Source organism: Bacillus sp. Au-Bac7 (assembly GCF_021341655.1).
Classification (GTDB): domain Bacteria; phylum Bacillota; class Bacilli; order Bacillales; family Cytobacillaceae; genus Niallia.
In genome coordinates this window covers 38,035-55,232 of record NZ_JAJTTG010000018.1, presented here as the reverse complement: position 1 = coordinate 55,232, position 17,198 = coordinate 38,035, and the positions used below count along the sequence as shown (strand labels likewise).

The 17,198-nt window shown below is 40.1% G+C and carries 14 protein-coding genes; 4 read left to right on the top strand and 10 right to left on the bottom strand.

The window, feature by feature from the left end; all coding sequences use genetic code 11:
• Positions 1-64: 64 nt before the first annotated feature.
• From proS to allC, 3 genes are all read right to left on the bottom strand, one after another.
• Entirely contained in the window at positions 65-1,498 is a 1,434-nt protein-coding gene (proS, locus tag LXM54_RS24645; protein WP_233318532.1) for a proline--tRNA ligase, read from the bottom strand.
• Between the two features lie 296 nt (positions 1,499-1,794).
• Complete coding sequence (locus LXM54_RS24640; RefSeq protein ID WP_282581402.1) at positions 1,795-3,045, bottom strand: pyridoxal-phosphate-dependent aminotransferase family protein; 1,251 nt, start codon at positions 3,043-3,045, stop codon at positions 1,795-1,797.
• Between the two features lie 13 nt (positions 3,046-3,058).
• Positions 3,059-4,294 carry an allantoate deiminase gene (gene allC, locus LXM54_RS24635; protein WP_311315879.1) on the bottom strand — a complete coding sequence of 412 codons (1,236 nt, stop codon included), beginning with the start codon at positions 4,292-4,294 and terminating at the stop codon, positions 3,059-3,061.
• Between the two features lie 200 nt (positions 4,295-4,494).
• Between allC and LXM54_RS24630 the strand changes: the two genes are divergently transcribed.
• Positions 4,495-6,138, top strand: a complete 1,644-nt coding sequence (locus LXM54_RS24630; protein WP_233318528.1) for a PucR family transcriptional regulator — start codon at positions 4,495-4,497, stop codon at positions 6,136-6,138.
• A gap of 125 nt (positions 6,139-6,263) precedes the next feature.
• Entirely contained in the window at positions 6,264-7,589 is a 1,326-nt protein-coding gene (locus tag LXM54_RS24625; protein WP_396953781.1) for a nucleobase:cation symporter-2 family protein, read from the top strand.
• A gap of 37 nt (positions 7,590-7,626) precedes the next feature.
• On the opposite strand, the gene LXM54_RS24620 is transcribed toward LXM54_RS24625, so the two are convergent.
• Both LXM54_RS24620 and rpiA read right to left on the bottom strand, forming a co-directional pair.
• Positions 7,627-8,859, bottom strand: a complete 1,233-nt coding sequence (locus LXM54_RS24620; protein ID WP_233318524.1) for an NAD(P)-dependent malic enzyme — start codon at positions 8,857-8,859, stop codon at positions 7,627-7,629.
• Positions 8,860-9,114: 255 nt separating this feature from the next.
• The gene (gene rpiA / locus LXM54_RS24615) at positions 9,115-9,792 is read right to left on the bottom strand and encodes a ribose-5-phosphate isomerase RpiA (RefSeq protein ID WP_233318522.1); all 678 of its coding nucleotides are present in this window, start codon (positions 9,790-9,792) and stop codon (positions 9,115-9,117) included.
• Between the two features lie 179 nt (positions 9,793-9,971).
• On the opposite strand from rpiA, the gene LXM54_RS24610 reads away from it, so the two are divergent.
• A complete protein-coding gene (locus LXM54_RS24610; protein WP_233318520.1) occupies positions 9,972-10,187 on the top strand; it encodes a hypothetical protein in 216 nt (71 codons plus the stop codon).
• Positions 10,188-10,211: 24 nt separating this feature from the next.
• Here the strand turns inward: LXM54_RS24610 and zupT are convergent, their stop codons facing one another.
• A complete protein-coding gene (gene zupT / locus LXM54_RS24605; RefSeq protein WP_233318518.1) occupies positions 10,212-11,018 on the bottom strand; it encodes a zinc transporter ZupT in 807 nt (268 codons plus the stop codon).
• Between the two features lie 326 nt (positions 11,019-11,344).
• Between zupT and LXM54_RS24600 the strand changes: the two genes are divergently transcribed.
• Positions 11,345-13,975: an EAL domain-containing protein gene (locus LXM54_RS24600; RefSeq protein WP_233318515.1), complete on the top strand. Its 2,631-nt coding sequence runs from the start codon at positions 11,345-11,347 to the stop codon at positions 13,973-13,975.
• Between the two features lie 40 nt (positions 13,976-14,015).
• On the opposite strand, the gene LXM54_RS24595 is transcribed toward LXM54_RS24600, so the two are convergent.
• The 4 genes from LXM54_RS24595 to LXM54_RS24580 all read right to left on the bottom strand — a co-directional run bounded on the left by LXM54_RS24595 (position 14,016) and on the right by LXM54_RS24580 (position 17,093).
• Positions 14,016-15,089: a YhgE/Pip domain-containing protein gene (locus tag LXM54_RS24595; protein ID WP_233318513.1), complete on the bottom strand. Its 1,074-nt coding sequence runs from the start codon at positions 15,087-15,089 to the stop codon at positions 14,016-14,018.
• 64 nt (positions 15,090-15,153) lie between these two features.
• Positions 15,154-15,585 (bottom strand): MarR family winged helix-turn-helix transcriptional regulator, encoded by a 432-nt coding sequence (locus tag LXM54_RS24590; RefSeq protein WP_233318511.1) that lies wholly within the window; start codon positions 15,583-15,585, stop codon positions 15,154-15,156.
• Positions 15,586-15,977: 392 nt separating this feature from the next.
• Entirely contained in the window at positions 15,978-16,700 is a 723-nt protein-coding gene (locus tag LXM54_RS24585) for a DsbA family oxidoreductase (RefSeq protein ID WP_233318509.1), read from the bottom strand.
• A 153-nt stretch (positions 16,701-16,853) separates the two neighbouring features.
• Positions 16,854-17,093: a phage holin gene (locus LXM54_RS24580; protein ID WP_233318507.1), complete on the bottom strand. Its 240-nt coding sequence runs from the start codon at positions 17,091-17,093 to the stop codon at positions 16,854-16,856.
• Positions 17,094-17,198: the final 105 nt, after the last annotated feature.

Sequence of the window (17,198 nt, the reverse complement as noted above, 5' to 3'; positions counted from 1 at the left end):
ACGTTTGTAATTTTAAGGTAGACTAACTTAAGCCGAAGGATACTCTCCTTCGGCTTTTTCCTTATTAATAAGCTTTTGCCCAATAGACAAGTGCATCTGCTTTTTTGCCGCAGCATACACATGTATCACTGATTTTTTCTTGTTCGAAAGGCATGCATCTCGAAGTTGCTCCAGTTTCTTCCTTGATTAAATCCTCGCACGCTCTGTCACCACACCACATCGCTTTTATAAAGCCGGTTTTTGGTTGGTTTGCTTGGTTCTTAAATGCTTCAAAATCAAGGGCTTGATGGGTGTTAGCTTCGCGATGCTCGCTTGCTTTTGCGAGCAGGTTTTTCTGAATATCTGAAAGCAAGTCTTCCAATGTTTTCTCCAAGCCTTCCATTGGCACCGCCAGCTTTTCGCCTGTATCTCTCCTGACAAGCACGACTTGTTTTTGCTCGATATCCTTTGGGCCAACTTCAAGGCGGACAGGAATTCCTTTCATTTCATACTCGTTGAATTTCCAGCCTGGCTTTTTATCACTTGCATCCAAGCCTGTTCGGAAACTGCCTGCTAGCTTATCTTTTAGCTGATAGGTAAAATCAAGCACACCTTCTTTATGCTGAGCAATCGGAATAATCATCACTTGCGTTGGAGCAATCCTTGGAGGCACAACTAACCCTCTGTCATCACCATGCACCATAATCATTGCTCCGATAATTCTCGTTGTAAGTCCCCAGGAGGTTTGCTGTACATAGCTTTGAGCACCGTTTCGGTCCGTAAATTGGATTCCGAATGCCTTGGCAAAATGATCGCCTAAATTATGAGATGTGCCTGATTGCAATGCCTTGCCGTCATGCATCAGACTTTCAATTGTATATGTGTATTTTGCTCCAGCAAATTTTTCCTTTTCTGTTTTCTTCCCTTTAACGACTGGAATGGCTAATATCTCCTCACATATCGCTGCATAAACATGAAGCATTTGTACTGTTTCTTTTTCTGCATCTGCTTCTGTTTCATGACAAGTATGTCCTTCCTGCCAGAGGAATTCTAATGTGCGCAAAAATGGTCTTGTTGTTTTTTCCCATCTAACAACATTTGCCCATTGATTATATAGCTTTGGCAAATCACGATAAGAATGGATAATATCTTTATAATGCTCCCCGAACAGCACTTCAGAGGTTGGACGGACACATAATCTTTCTGCAAGCTCTTCTTCTCCTCCATGCGTCACCCAAGCCACTTCAGGAGCAAAGCCTTCAATATGGTCCTTTTCTTTTTGAAGGAGGCTTTCTGGAATAAAAAGTGGCATATATACATTCTCATGGCCTGTTTCCTTAATGCGCAAATCCAATTCATTTTTAATATTTTCCCATATAGCAAAGCCATATGGCCTGATGATCATTGATCCGCGTACGCTCGAATAATCAACCAGTTCTGCTTTTGTTACTACATCGGTATACCATTTCGCAAAATCATCTTCCATATTCGTAATTTTTTCTACAAAATTGCCCTTCATCTTGTCACTCCCTTTTTTTAAAACACAAAAAGCCCTGCTTTATTAGGGACCGAAAATCGGCGGTACCACCCTAATTTAAAGCAAGGCTTTACACTCAAACATGATAACGGTTTAACACCGCTGCAGCTTATGCAGAACGAAAAAGGCAGGTTCAAAGGCCGTGCTATAGGTCCCTTTCAGCATAAAAGACCCTCTCTTCTAATAGCCGCACCGTTTTACTAATCCTTTTTATTGTTTCGTTATTTTTTTAACATGATAATCAATAGATTCATTATTGTCAATTTTCTAGAAAAATATTACGAATTTATGAATGATTTTTCTTTCTCATATGCATTTAGTGAAGCTTGAATTCCTTCTCCTGCTGAGATTTTTGCTCCATGTCTGATTAAGGCTGCTTCAAGGCTTGCCAATGCAAACAAGACATTTTCTTTTCGGCAGCTGTAGCCCATCGTTCCGATTCTCCAAATTTTCCCGTGCAGAGGACCGAATGAACTTGCAATTTCTACTCCGAAATCATTAAGCATCATGCTTCTGACTGATTCTGCCTCAATGCCTTCAGGAATCTTGATACATGTTACTGTTGGCAGCTTCGAGCCTGCGTCTCCGAACAGTTCTAAGCCCATTCCTTCAATTCCGGCAATTAATGCTTTCTCATGAAGTTTATGGCGCTTGAATCTTTGCTCTAATCCTTCTTCAAGGACAATTCTCAAGCCTTCATGAAGTGCATACAGCATAGATGTAGCCTCTGTATGGTGGTTAAGCCTTCTTGGTCCCCAGTAATCTTGAAGCTGGGCCAAGTCGAAATAATTAGTGCGGATCGCAGAAAATGCCTTTCTTTCTGCTAATTCTTGTTCTGTCGCAATGCCTCGCTCGACCTTTTTCCGTTGATTAAGGATGCGTTCCACCCGCTCATTATACGTAATTGGTGCATTTCCTGACGGGACAGATAAGCATTTCTGGTTTCCTCCGATTATTGCATCAATATACCAGTTATCTGTCTGAACATCTGTGCCGCCAATCGTTGCAACTGCATCAACAATAAACAGGACATCCTCTTCCCTGCATGCCTTGCCTATTTCTGCTAACGGCTGCATGCAGCCGGTAGAAGTTTCGCCATGGACCATCGCAACAATCTTCGGTTTCACCTTCTTCATTTCCGCAATTACTTCTTCTGGATCAAAAACCGTGCCCCAGTCCCGATGAAGCAAATGGATTTCAGCACCATATCTTTCTGCGATTTCTGTCAGCAAATGACCAAACCGGCCGTAAATCGGGATAAGCACTTTATCTCCAGGCTCGATCACACTTGCCAGTACTGCCTCAAGTCCAGATCGGGATGTACCGTCAATTGGAAATGCCCATTCATTATTTGTCTTGAAAAGTTGTTGGAGCATTTTCATCACATTGTTCATAATGTCCGTAAAGGCAGGGTCAAATTGTCCTAGAATAGGATTGGACATTGCCCGGAGCACCCTAGGGTCCACTTCAACTGGACCTGGGGTCATGATGGTTCTTAAAGGTGTATTGAGTTCGCCAAACATTATCATCTCTCCCTTTCTATTAGTAAGCCAGCTTATGCAGCAACTCTATTAATACGGTAACGCCATTTTTCAAGTCTTGAAGATTGGTAAACTCATCTGGAGAATGGCTGATTCCATTTGTACTCGGCACAAACAGCAAAGCTGTCGGACAGTAGGGTCCAAATACCTGTGCATCATGACCAGCACCGCTTGTCATTGTTTTGTATGGAAGACCGGTGTCCTGCAGCACTTCTTCTGCTTGCAGCTGTAATTCGCTGTTCATGGCTACCGGCTTTACATCCAGCCATTGGTCTATCTCAATCTGAAGCCCTTTTTCATCACATTTTTCATGAAAGAATGCAAATAGACTCTCACAATATTGCTGGATTGCTTCTTCTTCATGATGACGAACATCCAATGTAAACACTACTTCCTTAGGGATAACATTCGGCACATTCGGAGAGGCCGTAATACTTCCGACCGTTGCTACTAAACTGTCAACAGCACTAGCCCTGTCCATTGCATGAAGAATTAGCTGTGACGCAATATGCAGGCTGTCTTTTCTGTACATCATCGGTGTTGTACCTGCATGATTGCTTTCACCTGTAATCTTTATCGTAAAGCGGCGCTGGCCGACAATATGGGATACTACTCCAATTGATTTTTCTTCTTTTTCCAAAACCGCACCTTGTTCAATATGCAATTCTATGAAGCAGCCAATATCCGTTCGTTTGAGACTATCACTTTCCGGGATAAACGGAATTTTATTAAGGGCTTGAGCCATAGAAATATCCGCCGTATCAAAAAGTGTCAAGCTTTCGTCCTTTTGATACCTGCCAGTGATTGACCCTGATCCCCAAAAAGCCAGCGGAAAACGGCTTCCTTCCTCCTCGCATAAAGATACTACTTCTATCGTTTTCAGCGGTTTTCCATATTTCCCAGCAAGATAATTAACAGCCAAGCAACTTGCGATAATTCCATATCCGCCGTCATATTTGCCGCCATTGACGACCGTATCGATATGAGAGCCAGTCAATATCGATTTTGCTGATTCATCTGTGCCTTCAAGCTTGCCGAATAAGTTTCCGACCCCATCAAATTGTGCAGATAAGCCAATTTGCTCCATCCTGATCTTTAAGGCTCCTTGTGCTTTTGCCCAATTTTCATCATAAAGGAGGCGCGTTACTCCACCATCTTCCGTTTGCCCATATTCAGACAGCCATTGAAGCCAGCTGTCTATTTCTTGTTCGTTCACTTGAATGGATGTTTTCATCATTATGCCTCACTTCCTCCTAGCCTTCCTACCAAGTTTTTAACTTTATCGCCTGCAAGTTAGTTTTTATTAATTAATGATAAAGACGATATTTCCTGAATTCATTAGAGACTATGTTAGAATTATCTAAATTTTTTGTGCAAATTAACTAAGTTGCCGTTATAATAAAAAGAAATAAAACGGCATATCAGAAGGAGGCTAATATGAAACTGATTGATCTTCTTAATAAACCTGCATTTCATGACATTGAAATCCTTGCTGGAAAAAACGGTTTAGGTAGGGAAATTAAAAATGTCACCATGATGGATGCGCCAGACATCATCGACTTCCTGTTTGAAAATGATTTTCTCGTCACGACTGCCTACCACTTGAAGGAGGATCCGGCACTGCTGTTGGGGCTCGTTCAATCTATGCATAAACAAAAATGCGCCGGATTGGGTATAAAAACACACCGCTTCTTAGAAAGTATTCCGGAAGAAGTTATCCAATATGCTGATACCCATCAATTTCCCGTCTTACAAATCCCGCTGGAGAAATCGCTTGGAGAAATTGTCAATACTACACTGCAATATATGCTAAATGAACGAACGTCTGATTTACTGACTGCTTTTGAAACGCATAGGAAATTTACACAGCATATTTTAAAAGGCAAAGGCATAAAAAAATTGCTTGACGATTTATCTAATATGATTGGTCAGAGGGTCATTCTGCTTGATCAGCATTTCCAAATCCATGCTTCTTCCCATTCGAAACACCCAATCAGTGAAATGATCATGAATTTATATGCAGAGGATTTCCGCCTGTTTTTAAACAGCACTTCCTGTACATGCTTTTCTTCCAGATATACAGAAGAAGTATTTGCGGCATTTCCAATCCATACACCTATCGGCAAACCAGCATTTTTGATTGCGCTTGGCAGCCTGCCTATTCACGATAAAAATTTACTTTTGACAATTGAACAGGCTACAAATGTCCTCACCTTTGAACTTATGCGGGAAAACACGGAAAGACAATATGCCAGAAGAGCACGCAATGAGTTCTTTTTAAACATGGTAGAAGGACGAATAACTTCAAAAGAAGAAATCACCAGCAGAGCCAAAGAGTTTTCCTTAACAAACGAGCTCCCCTCTCTGATGATTCTTGGCAAGGTTGATCAAAGCAATGTCCATAAAACATTCGCACAGCACCAGCTTGAAACAGATTATCTGTATGAATTCCTCGAGACAGAAATAATAAAGGCACCTTTTCTCACGCAGCTGTTTGTAAAAGGAGATCATTGTATTCTCATCATGGAAGCCGGCGATTCTAATGTAGAATTCCGTTCACAGGCAATCGACTATTTAAAAGATCTTCAAGGTAATATAGAAAAAATCTTCAAAAAAACGATGTCATTTGGGCTCAGCAACATCAGTCATCAGCTCGTTAATATGCAGAATGCTTATAAAGAGGCATTGAGTGCTTATCATACAGGTTTGCTGTCAGCAAAATCACAGTTTATTCAAGTGCATCGTCCGAAGGATGTTTCGGAAATGCTGCGAATTATCCCAGAGAAGGATTTACAGGAGTTTTGTGATCATATCTTTCAAGGGCTGTCGAATAAGCAGCAGGAAGAAGATGCCCAAATTCTGCTTCATACATTGTCTGTTTATTTGGAAACACATTGTCAAATATCAGAAACAGCGAAAAGGCTATTTGTTCATCGCAATACTGTTATTTACCGGTTGGAGAAATGCGAAGAGCTTTTAGGAAGAAGCCTGAAAGACGCAGATACAACCTTCCATTTACGCTTGGCATTTCGAATTAAATCGATTTTGCAGGTACAGCAACCAACTGCAGGTGTAAAGTAAACTATATTTTCTAAATATTTTGTACATTATAACCAATGACTTATTTTTACCCACTCTTTAATATGTTAATTAACATAACCTAACATGTTAGATTAATTAACATTAAGTATGAGAGAGTGATAATGATGACAAAAACAAAACTGAACAACGGGAAAATTTTTTCCTTAGGTCTTCAGCATGTGCTGGCGATGTATGCAGGAGCTATCCTCGTGCCATTATTAGTCGGGAGAGCCTTAGAGCTGACAGCAGAACAGCTTGCGTACTTAGTCGCAATTGATTTGCTTACATGCGGTATCGCCACACTATTGCAAGCATGGAAAAACAAGTATTTAGGGATTGGACTCCCTGTAGTATTAGGGAGCTCCTTCGTTGCCGTCACGCCGATGATCTCTATCGGCACTAACTATGGCATTACTGCCATATATGGAGCCATTATCGTAACAGGTTTGTTCATCATCATTTGCGCACCGCTCTTCAGCAAAATTGCGAAGCTTTTCCCGCCTGTTGTCATCGGAACAGTCGTGACAATCATCGGGTTATCGCTAATACCATCAGGAATAAAAAACATGGGAGGCGGAGCTGCAAGTCCGGACTTCGGTTCTATCGAGAATCTCGCCTTATCCTTTAGTGTATTGCTTTTCATTCTTATTTTAAGCCGTTTTTCAAAAGGCTTTGTTCAGTCACTATCTGTATTAGCAGGTATTATCGTTGGAACAGCCGCAGCTGCCTTCATGGGAAAAGTCGACTTTTCTCCAGTTGCAGAAGCAAGCTGGTTCCGTTTGCCGAGTGTTTTCTATTTCGGGACACCTACATTTGAAATCGGTCCGATTTTAACGATGCTGGTGGTTGGAATTGTTATTGTCATTGAATCCACAGGCGTTTTCTTCGCCCTCAGCAAAATATGCGAAAAGCCGCTGTCTGACAAAGACTTGACTAGAGGGTATCGGGCAGAAGGTGTTGCCATCACACTCGGAGGGATTTTGAATGCCTTCCCATATAATACCTTTGCTCAAAACGTCGGCCTTGTACAGCTGTCCAAGGTAAAGACCAAAAATGTAGTAGTTGCAGCTGGCGGTATCCTAGTATTTCTTGGTTTGATTCCAAAAATAGCGGCATTTGCAACCGTCATTCCGACACCCGTTCTTGGCGGAGCAACAGTCGTGATGTTCGGAATGGTTGTATCATCAGGTATCAAAATGCTCAGTACTGTTGACTTCAGCAAACAAGCAAATCTGCTAATAATGGCTTGCTCTGTTTCGATCGGTCTTGGCGCCACTGCTGTTCCTGACTTATTTGCCCAACTTCCTTCCTTCTTGCGCATCATCGTCAGTGACGGCATTATTTCCGGAAGTCTTGTTGCCATCCTTTTAAATCTGCTTTTCAGTATGAAACCGAAAAAAGAAAAAGCTCTCCAAGAAGCAAACCCTGTTCTGGAAGGCCAATCTTCCTAAACAAAAAGGCTGCAGCTCATGCTGCAGCCTTTCATTATTAATTGCCGATGCTTGTCAGCTCAGCAGTTCTGTTTAACACTTGCTGAGGATCAACTGTAATTCTAGCTACCTTTGTGTCCATCGCGGCACTAGCTACCGCTGCAGCTACTGCAGGGGCAACACGCGGATCGAATGGACTTGGGATAACATAATCTGGATTTAATTCGGACTCTTCAATCAAATCAGCAATTGCACCAACTGCAGCTCGCTTCATTTCCTCGTTAATATCTGTCGCACGCACATCTAATGCTCCACGGAAAATTCCCGGGAATGCTAGCACATTATTCACCTGGTTCGGGAAGTCAGATCTTCCAGTTCCGACAACGGCAGCTCCTGCAGACTTCGCCTCAGCTGGAGTAATTTCTGGAACCGGGTTTGCCATCGCGAAAATAATAGCATCCTTATTCATTGTTGAAACCATCTCACTCGTTAATGCACCAGCAACTGATACGCCAATGAATACATCTGCGCCTTTTATCACATCACTTAAAGAACCAGATTCTTTGTTTATATTTGTATAAGCAGCAACAGATTCCTTCACTGCATTCATCCCTTCAGGACGACCTGCGTAAATTGCCCCTTTTGTGTCACACATGATCATATTTGTAACCCCGTATGAGTAAAGCAGCTTTGTAATAGCAATCCCTGCAGCTCCTGCTCCATTTAAAACAATCTTAATATCTTTCCATTCCTTCTTAACAATTTTTAAGGCATTCAGCAGTCCGGCAACTGTGACAATCGCTGTTCCATGCTGGTCATCATGAAAAACAGGAATGTCCAATTTCTGCTTAAGACGCTCTTCGATTTCGAAGCATTGTGGTGCTGCAATATCCTCCAGGTTGATTCCGCCAAAGCCGGCAGCCATTAACGAGACTGTCTCCACGACCTTATCTGGATCTGTAGTGTCTAGAGCAATCGGGAATGCATCCACTCCTGCAAAACTTTTAAAAAGAATAGCTTTCCCTTCCATTACAGGCAAAGAAGCAGCTGCTCCGATATTGCCCAAACCAAGAACTGCAGTGCCGTTTGTTACAACACCAACCATGTTTCCTTTCATTGTATAATCATAAACCGTCTCAGGCTGCTCATGGATTACCTTGCAAGGTTCTGCCACACCTGGTGAATATGCTAAACTCAAATCCTGTGCATTCTTCACCTCTACCTTTGCGTTCACTTCCAATTTACCTTGTTTTTCTTGATGCATTCTTAAAGCATCTTCTCGTAATGACATAGAATTCTCTCCCTTTCGCTTATCCATCAGAAGCCTATCCCAAATAAATACGGAAGCACTTCTGACCATTTTTCCTTTTATAAATTATCCATGTAACGATGATATAACTTACAAAATGAAATGGAAACTTTAATAAAGTAAAAAAAACGGAGATATTGTGAGGATTTTATGAACATTCTTAGACAGCAGGAAAAAACCTCTAACAAAGTTAAAGGTTTTGGTTGGAAGAAGACATTTCTTACTTCTTAAAATAGATTATTCAAGCTTGTCCAAAAGGATTGCCTGTTTATCCTCGCCGATTGTAATTACATGCTTGACCATATCGACAAACAGGCCGTTTTCAACAACACCTGTTATGTTATTCAATTCTTTTTCCAGCTGTTCCGGGTCTTTTATTTCACCGAATTGGCAATCAATGATATAGTTGCCGTTATCGGTAACATAAGGACAGTCCCCTTGCATTCTTAATGCGGTCTGACAGCCAAAGCTTTGAATATACCCTTCTGTTTTACCAGCTCCAAACGGAACTATTTCAACAGGAAGCGGAAATTCCCCTAAGCTTTGCACCACTTTTTTGGAATCAGCAACCACTACAAACTGTTTGGAAGCCTTTGCAATTATTTTCTCTCTCAGCAAAGCTCCGCCTCCGCCTTTAATCGCGTGAAAATAATGATTTATTTCGTCCGCTCCATCAATCGCTACATCAATCGTTTTTACCTCATCTAAAGACAGAAGCGGTATACCTTGCTCTTTGGCCAGTTTTTCTGTTTGGACAGAGGTCGCCACACCTGTAATCTTCAGCCCTTTCCGGACCATTTCGCCTATTTTTAAGATTGTATAGTAGACTGTTGAACCTGTACCTAATCCAACTACCATGCCATCTTTAACATAATCAACTGCCGCCTTTTCACCTACTGCTGCTTTTTCATTCATTGCTTTCACCCCGTTAATTGGTAAGAATGCTTGTCTCCATCGTAATACAAAAAAAGAGGAATTTCCATTAACTCCTCTTTTTTCATTAGATTATCTAACAAATATCGCATCTTTTGAAACATCCACAAGGGGTTTATCGTATAATCAATGATAAGACAATTTCTAGAAGGAGGTTCATAATGACAGGACTAGTCGCAGTAATCATGGTATTCGCCATTCCTATTATCGCCATTGTTACAGAACACTCAAAGGATAAACTCAAATTAAAACGAAAGATGATCCAAGATGAAATCACCCTTGAAAAGTTGAGGCATGAGAATTTTTTGCTGGAAACAGATAAAATGAAGCTTGAAGTAGAAAAAATGGAAATCGAAAATAAAAAGCTTTTAAAATAAGGTAGCACCTTGCTGCTATGAATCTTAAATAACTAGCAGCAAGCTGACTGCCATAACAGCCATACCCGTAACTAGACCGTAAATCGACAAGTGGCCTTCGTCATATTTCTTTGCGGCAGGCAATAATTCATCCAAAGATATGAAAACCATGATTCCTGCAACTGCTGCAAATATTAAACCAAACATAAGATCATTCAAAAATGGCATCAAAATCAAGAATGCCACGACAGCGCCGACCGGCTCTGCAAGACCAGATAAAAAGGATAATTTGAATGCCTTTTTTCTGTCTCCTGTTGCAAAATAGATTGGTACGGAAACGGCAATTCCCTCAGGAATATTGTGAATGGCTATTGCGATAGCGATGGCAACTCCAAGTGCTGGATCCTGCAAGGCAGCAGTAAATGTAGCAATACCTTCCGGAAAGTTATGAATTGCGATGGCAAGCGCTGTAAATGTCCCCATTTTCAACAGAGCTGCGTCTGTCGTTTTCTTAGGAGATGTCAAATCTTCAACCTTCTTCAATTCATGTGGATTCCCCTGTTCTGGTACAAACTTATCAATTAATGCTATCAGTAAAATCCCTGCAAAAAAACCACCGACAGTGAGCCAATTCCCCTGCTGTTCCCCTAAATAACTGACGAGTGAATCCTTGGCTTTTACAAAAATCTCAATCATCGAAACATAAATCATTACACCTGCAGAAAATCCAAGCATCCATGACAGGAATTTAGTATTCGTTCTGGAAGTAAGTAATGCAAGCAAACTTCCGATACCTGTTGCAAGACCAGCTAATAAGGTTAACCCAAAAGCTAGCAGTAAATTATCCGGCATTGTCATTCCCCTTTATTGAAGTTTTTTAAGCATTCAGCTAATTGGCAATTTAACGTTTGTTTACTCCATTTAAAAAAGTTTCCCTTAGGAAAGATTTTAAATGTATATCAACAATACGTCAATTAATATATATGCATTTTTTAGGCAAATGTTCATATATTGCGCAAAAAGGACAGGTTTCTCTAAAAAAAACGCTTTTCCTAAAAGTAAGCCATGCACCTTTAGAAAATAGTACCAGCTAATTAATTTCCTTATTCTGTGGGAATAACCTATATTTTCGTTTATAATGAGACAAAATACCCAATTAATAGTCGTGAGGAAAAAGGATGAGCAAGTTGAAAGTTACATACAGAATCGGTATCGGAGTTTTTATTATTGTCAGCTATATATTAATCTATTATGGTGTTTTGCTGTTTGGAACAGACAGTCACATAACTGTGCTGAGCAGTAATATTTTATCGGCTGCAGGTGCGCTCATTTCCACTGCTGTGTTGTTCTTTTCTTATCGAAAAAGCAGCACACCTGAAAAAAATCTTTGGTTTTGGCTTGCCAGCGGCACATTTACGTACTTTATCGCAGAGCTGATTTGGTTGTATCAGGAAAGTATTTTGCGTCAAACGGTTCCATTCCCAGATTACAGCGACATCTTCTACATGCTGCAGATTTTCTTTTATTTAACTGGTTTCCTCCGTTACTTCAGCATGCAAAGAACCTTGCTCCGCAGTGTTCAGCTAATTTTTGAATTAATGATTGTAATGATTGTTGCATTCTGTTTAAGCTACTACTTCCTTCTTGAACCTTTGCTGAAAACAGAAGGTTATACAGGAATTTTTCTGGCTACAGCAATCGGATACCCATTAGGTGATCTTGCCTTATTGATTGGAGCCTTATTAATCCTATTTTCCATTAAAGAGCTGCCACTCAGAACAAATTTAACGGTAATTTTAATAGGAATACTCGTGCAAATTGCCGCAGATACGGGCTATATGTATTTGCTGTTTGTCACTAAATACAATACGGGAAGCTATTTTGACCCTTTATTTATTTTATCTTTGCTGATTATCGCATTAGCGAGCATTGCTGCAAAAAGGACTCCAGCAGCAGCTATGACCAAAAGACGGAGATACGATTTTTTACAAATATTTATTCCATATTCTGCCCTCTTATTTTTTATATGTTTTATTATTATCGTCGATCATCATCATCCTGTTTTGGCAATTGGAGGCCTCTTATCCGTTTTCCTTATCATGGCAAGACAGATTATCATTTTGGCAAATTATAAAAGGCTGCTTAAAACTGCGAGCACAGACAATCAAAAATTCATGTCCTTGTTCAAGTTTCATCCAGATGCTGCAATGACACTTGATTTACAAGGCAATATTATTGAAATAAACAACGCTTTTGTCAGGATGGCTTATGAACCTATAGAATCCTTTTTAGGAGCTTCCTTTTTTCATATATTCAAAGAAAAAAGACAGGTTGTTGAGAAAAGCTTTCATATCGCTCTTCAAGGCCTGCATCAAAGCTTTGAAGTGGATTATCGGGATGATTTTGGCAAAAGATATTTTTATTATATAACCTTCATTCCAATGTATATAAACATGGAAGTTGCCGGCGTATTTGTCATCTCAAAAGATATTACAAACGCTATTGCAAGCAATGAACGAATCCAGTTTTTAGCTTATCATGATTCACTGACCGGATTAGCAAACAGAGCTTATTTTGAAGAGTCGCTGCGAAAAGGGATTAAATCAGCAAAATCAGGCTTAATGGCTGTTATTTTCATTGATTTTGACCGTTTTAAAGTGATTAATGACTCGTTAGGGCATGATGCTGGTGATGAATTGCTTGTATCAATCTCAACAAGGCTGAACTCTGTCATCCACCCTGGTGACATACTCGCCAGATTGGGCGGTGATGAATTTACGATTTTGTTAAAAAACCGTAAAACAGAGGACGAAATCATAGAGCTGCTTGAGCAAATGATGAAAGCATTAACACCCGCTTACTTCATTAAAGAAAATTATGTTGTCACAACTCCAAGCATGGGCATTTCTTTATCAGAAGGAACAGAAAAAAGCGCAGTCACCATGATGAAACAAGCAGATATTGCGATGTATTACTCAAAAAAGAATGGAAAAAATCAATATAATTTCTATAAGCCTGGAATGGAGGGTGTGTCTGAAAATCACTTAAGACTAGAACAGGATTTGCATCACGCTATTCAAAATGATGAGTTCGTCCTTTATTATCAGCCGCAAGTGGATACTCAGGAAGATCTTATATACGGTGCAGAGGCGTTAATCAGATGGGAGCACCCTAAATTAGGATTGCTGACACCATTTCATTTTATTGATCTTGCAGAAGAAACGAACTTAATCATTCCGATTGGAGAATGGATCATAAAAGAAGCGTGCAGACAAGGCAGAGTTTGGCATGACAGCGGGAATTTAATTCAAGTATCGATTAATATTTCACCGAAACAATTTCAATCAAGTGACCTTGTTGATTTCATTGCTGCTTCAGTAGCTGAATCAGGCTTTGATCCAAACTACTTAATTATCGAAATTACAGAAGCGATTGCCATGAACCAAATTGAAAAAACAGTGGCCACCATGCACAGGCTGAAAGAATTGGGTGTCCGAATTTCAATAGATGATTTCGGCACAGGTCATTCCTCCTTGTCCTATTTAACGGAGCTGCCGATTGATGCCCTGAAAATCCCGAGAGAATTTGTTCAAAATCTTGGGACAGAAACGAATAACGCCATCGTTCATACCATTATCACTTTAGCTAATAACCTGAATCTCAACCTTGTAGCAGAAGGTGTCGAACTGAAGGAACAGCTTCATTTGCTGCAAGAAATGGGTTGCTACAGCATTCAAGGTTTCTTATTCTCCAAGCCTGTTAAAGCACAGGAGGTATTAATGCTAACTGAAAGTCGACAGCTATACTAAAAAAGGAAAATCCATCGAAAATGATGGATTTTCCTTTTTTTTAATGAGCTAATTGCTTTGCAGATACCGCAGAATTAACTGCTTTTTCTTTTTGTGCTGCCAGTCTGATAACCGTGATAGCAAATGTCACAATCAGTATAAGCACAAGGTTCACTGCGAATGATGATACTGAATCTCCTGTATAAATCAACTTCGTGAATCCTTGCACCCCATTAGAAGCAGGCAAGAAGGCACCGAAATGCTGGTAAAACGGTGCAAGCATATTTGCTGGAATAATATTGCCTGCTGTCATTAACTGCAATGGAACCATCGCTACATTAAAGAGCGGTCCTGCATTGCCAAATAAGCTGAAACTCATTTGTGTGAAGCTGATGCATGCTGCTGCTGTTAACACATGGAACAGCCATATCTTCCAGTATGGCGCAGCCACATCTTGAAAGCTGACCGCAAGACTGACAATGATTGTCGGAACAACGAGCGCTACGATGACCAGCAACAGCTGCCTGCTCCAGAAAATTTGCCATTTTGAGTTATGTTTTTTCATGATTTGAGAAACAAGATTAAATTGGATATTCATCGTCATTACAGCTATATAGGTGATAAAGCCAAAAATCATCGGAAGCATAGATGCTGCGAAATTATGAACCTCGTTTGTTTTCACAATATCTGCTTTAACACCGCTATGAACACCTATATTTGCACTGATTTCGGATGCTGCTTTTTCCATCATAGACACAGCTACTTGTGAGTTTGCCTCATTAACATAGAAAGTCAGTTCCCCATTGCCACTGCCCATTTCCTCTGCGAATTTGGCAGGAATAACGATAAGCATTGCATAATTGCCTTTATCAAGCTGCTCCTTCGCTTTTTCAAATCCCGAATTGGTCACAATATGGAAAGGGCTGCTTTTGGCAATTTGTTCTTCTAACGCTTTGCTTGCCGCTCCATCTTCGTTAACAATGCCAACATTAAGCTCATCCAGTCTTTCTGTTGCATGATTATATCCAGTCATCCAGACGATCATAAAGAACACAGGCACAAAAATAGCAAATACTAAACCAATTTTTGTCTGTGGAATTTTCATCATATTTTTAAAACCTTGTAAAATCTTCATTCCTACTCCCCTTTACTACTGTTCACAAAAAAAGTTGCACATGCATGTATATTCTTAAAAAAAATTACGAAAGATTATCATACATTTTATTTAATATGTGGATGAAGCTCTCAACTTCCGATTCCTTAAGACCTTTATATGTCTGGTTTTCAAGCTGCTCGAGCTCTGGCCATATTTGCGCATGCAAATCGAGACCCTTTCTCGTGATAATTAACCGGACCGCTCTCCTGTCAGACGGATCTGCAGAACGACTTACAAGCTCTTTTTTTATGAGCTTATCCAGAATCTTACCAACTGTTGTCTGGTCTCTTTCTGTCAGCTCTGCCAGCCGCTTTTGGGAAACTCCCTCCGTCTTGCTTAATTCGCTCAGCACAGAAAACTGTTCTGGTGTCAGTCCAAAGCTGCTCATCTGACGGGTAGCTGCTCTTTTAAAAGCTAAATAAGTCCTCGAAAGTATCAAGCCTAACTCTTTATTATCCATATACTTATCTGACATATCGGTATCCTTTCCACAAAAAATAGTTGCACTACTTATAATTGCACATGCATGTAATTTTAAATTAGAAGATGCTTACATGTCAATTACTTTTTTATGTAAACACAATTTAAACACTATAAAAGAAACAAAGCTGGCTGTTCTTTGGTGAGTATATTCTTCCAAGTCTTTATAGTAATTAATCGGAGTTATCAATAACCTTTAGGGCTTTTTAGGGCGAGGCATATTAGGCTCTTGAAAACTATCGGTTATCTAAAAAATAATGGTTTGAGTCCCAGAAATTCAGACTTCAAGCCACACTGTTATCTTTTACAAGCAAAGTGCATCCTTCAATAAAAAACAACGAAGGGAGCAAATATTGCTCCCTTCGTTGTTAGATAACTTTAGGTCTATTATTTTTCAGGAATTTCACAGTTATCATCTGTGCAAGCTGCTCCTGCATTTCCTCCTGAAAGGTCTTGCAGTTTAGGTGCGTTTCCTTCTTCTTCCCAAACTTGCTGAAGAGCACGTTTGAATGTTTCAGTCGGCTGTGCGCCTGAGATAGAATACTTTTGATTAATAACAAAAAACGGAACTCCAGTCACTCCCATTTGCTGTGCTAAAGCTTCATCAATTCTGACATCATTTGCATATTTTGTAGAGTCATTTAAAACAGCTAAAGTTTCTGCTTTTTCTATACCTGCAGATTGAGCAATTTCTACTAATACGTCATGGTCGCTTATCAGCTTTGATTCTGTAAAGTAAGAAGCTAACAGCTTTTCTGTCATTTCCTTTTCTTTGCCGACAGTTGCCGCAAACTTCGCCAGGCGATGAGCGTCAAATGTATTTGTTGGCTTCATATCATCAAAGTTAAATTGCAAACCGACACCAGCAGCCTGGCTGCCAATTCCTTCATTTGCTCGTTTTGCTTCCTCAATGCTCATGCCGTATTTTTTTGCCAGCGCTTCATTGATTCCCGTGCCGGAGTAAGGTTTTGCATTTGGGTCTAATTCAAAGCTTTTGAACTCAACCTCTACTTGATCTTTACCAGGAAACTGAGCAATAGCTTCCTCTAAACGGCGCTTGCCTATATAACAAAATGGACATACAAAATCTGACCATACCTCTATTTTCATTGTTTTGACCTCTTTTCATCGAGTACTTTGGAATTCCTTCCTAGTCTTTCTGTTCTATTATAAAATAATCACTTTAAATAAAAAATTAATACGCTCAAAAGAAGTCAAAACTCAATTAAACAGAAGAAGAGCACCATCACGGTGCTCTATCCTTTATTTCGCGTTCGTAAGATTACTTGCCTTCAAAACTTCCTTCTGCATTTTCCCTTTTGCAGTTACATAGTTATTCTTAAACCAAGCAATTGCAGCTGCTATAACTGTAAATGCGTTAGTCAGGTAGTTTGTCCAATCCTCACTTGTCCCAGGAATTTCGTATAAACCAAAGGAAACTAGGACTTGGTTGACCAATGCGATTGCCAACACTAATGTACGAATGAGTGTACCTCTGTCCATTACCATTCACTCCTTGTTATTAATTTTGCCATTCACCTTATAATATGTTAGCTTGTACTATTCTGGTACCGGCATTTGTATTAGGAGAAATGAGGCTTTTCCGCA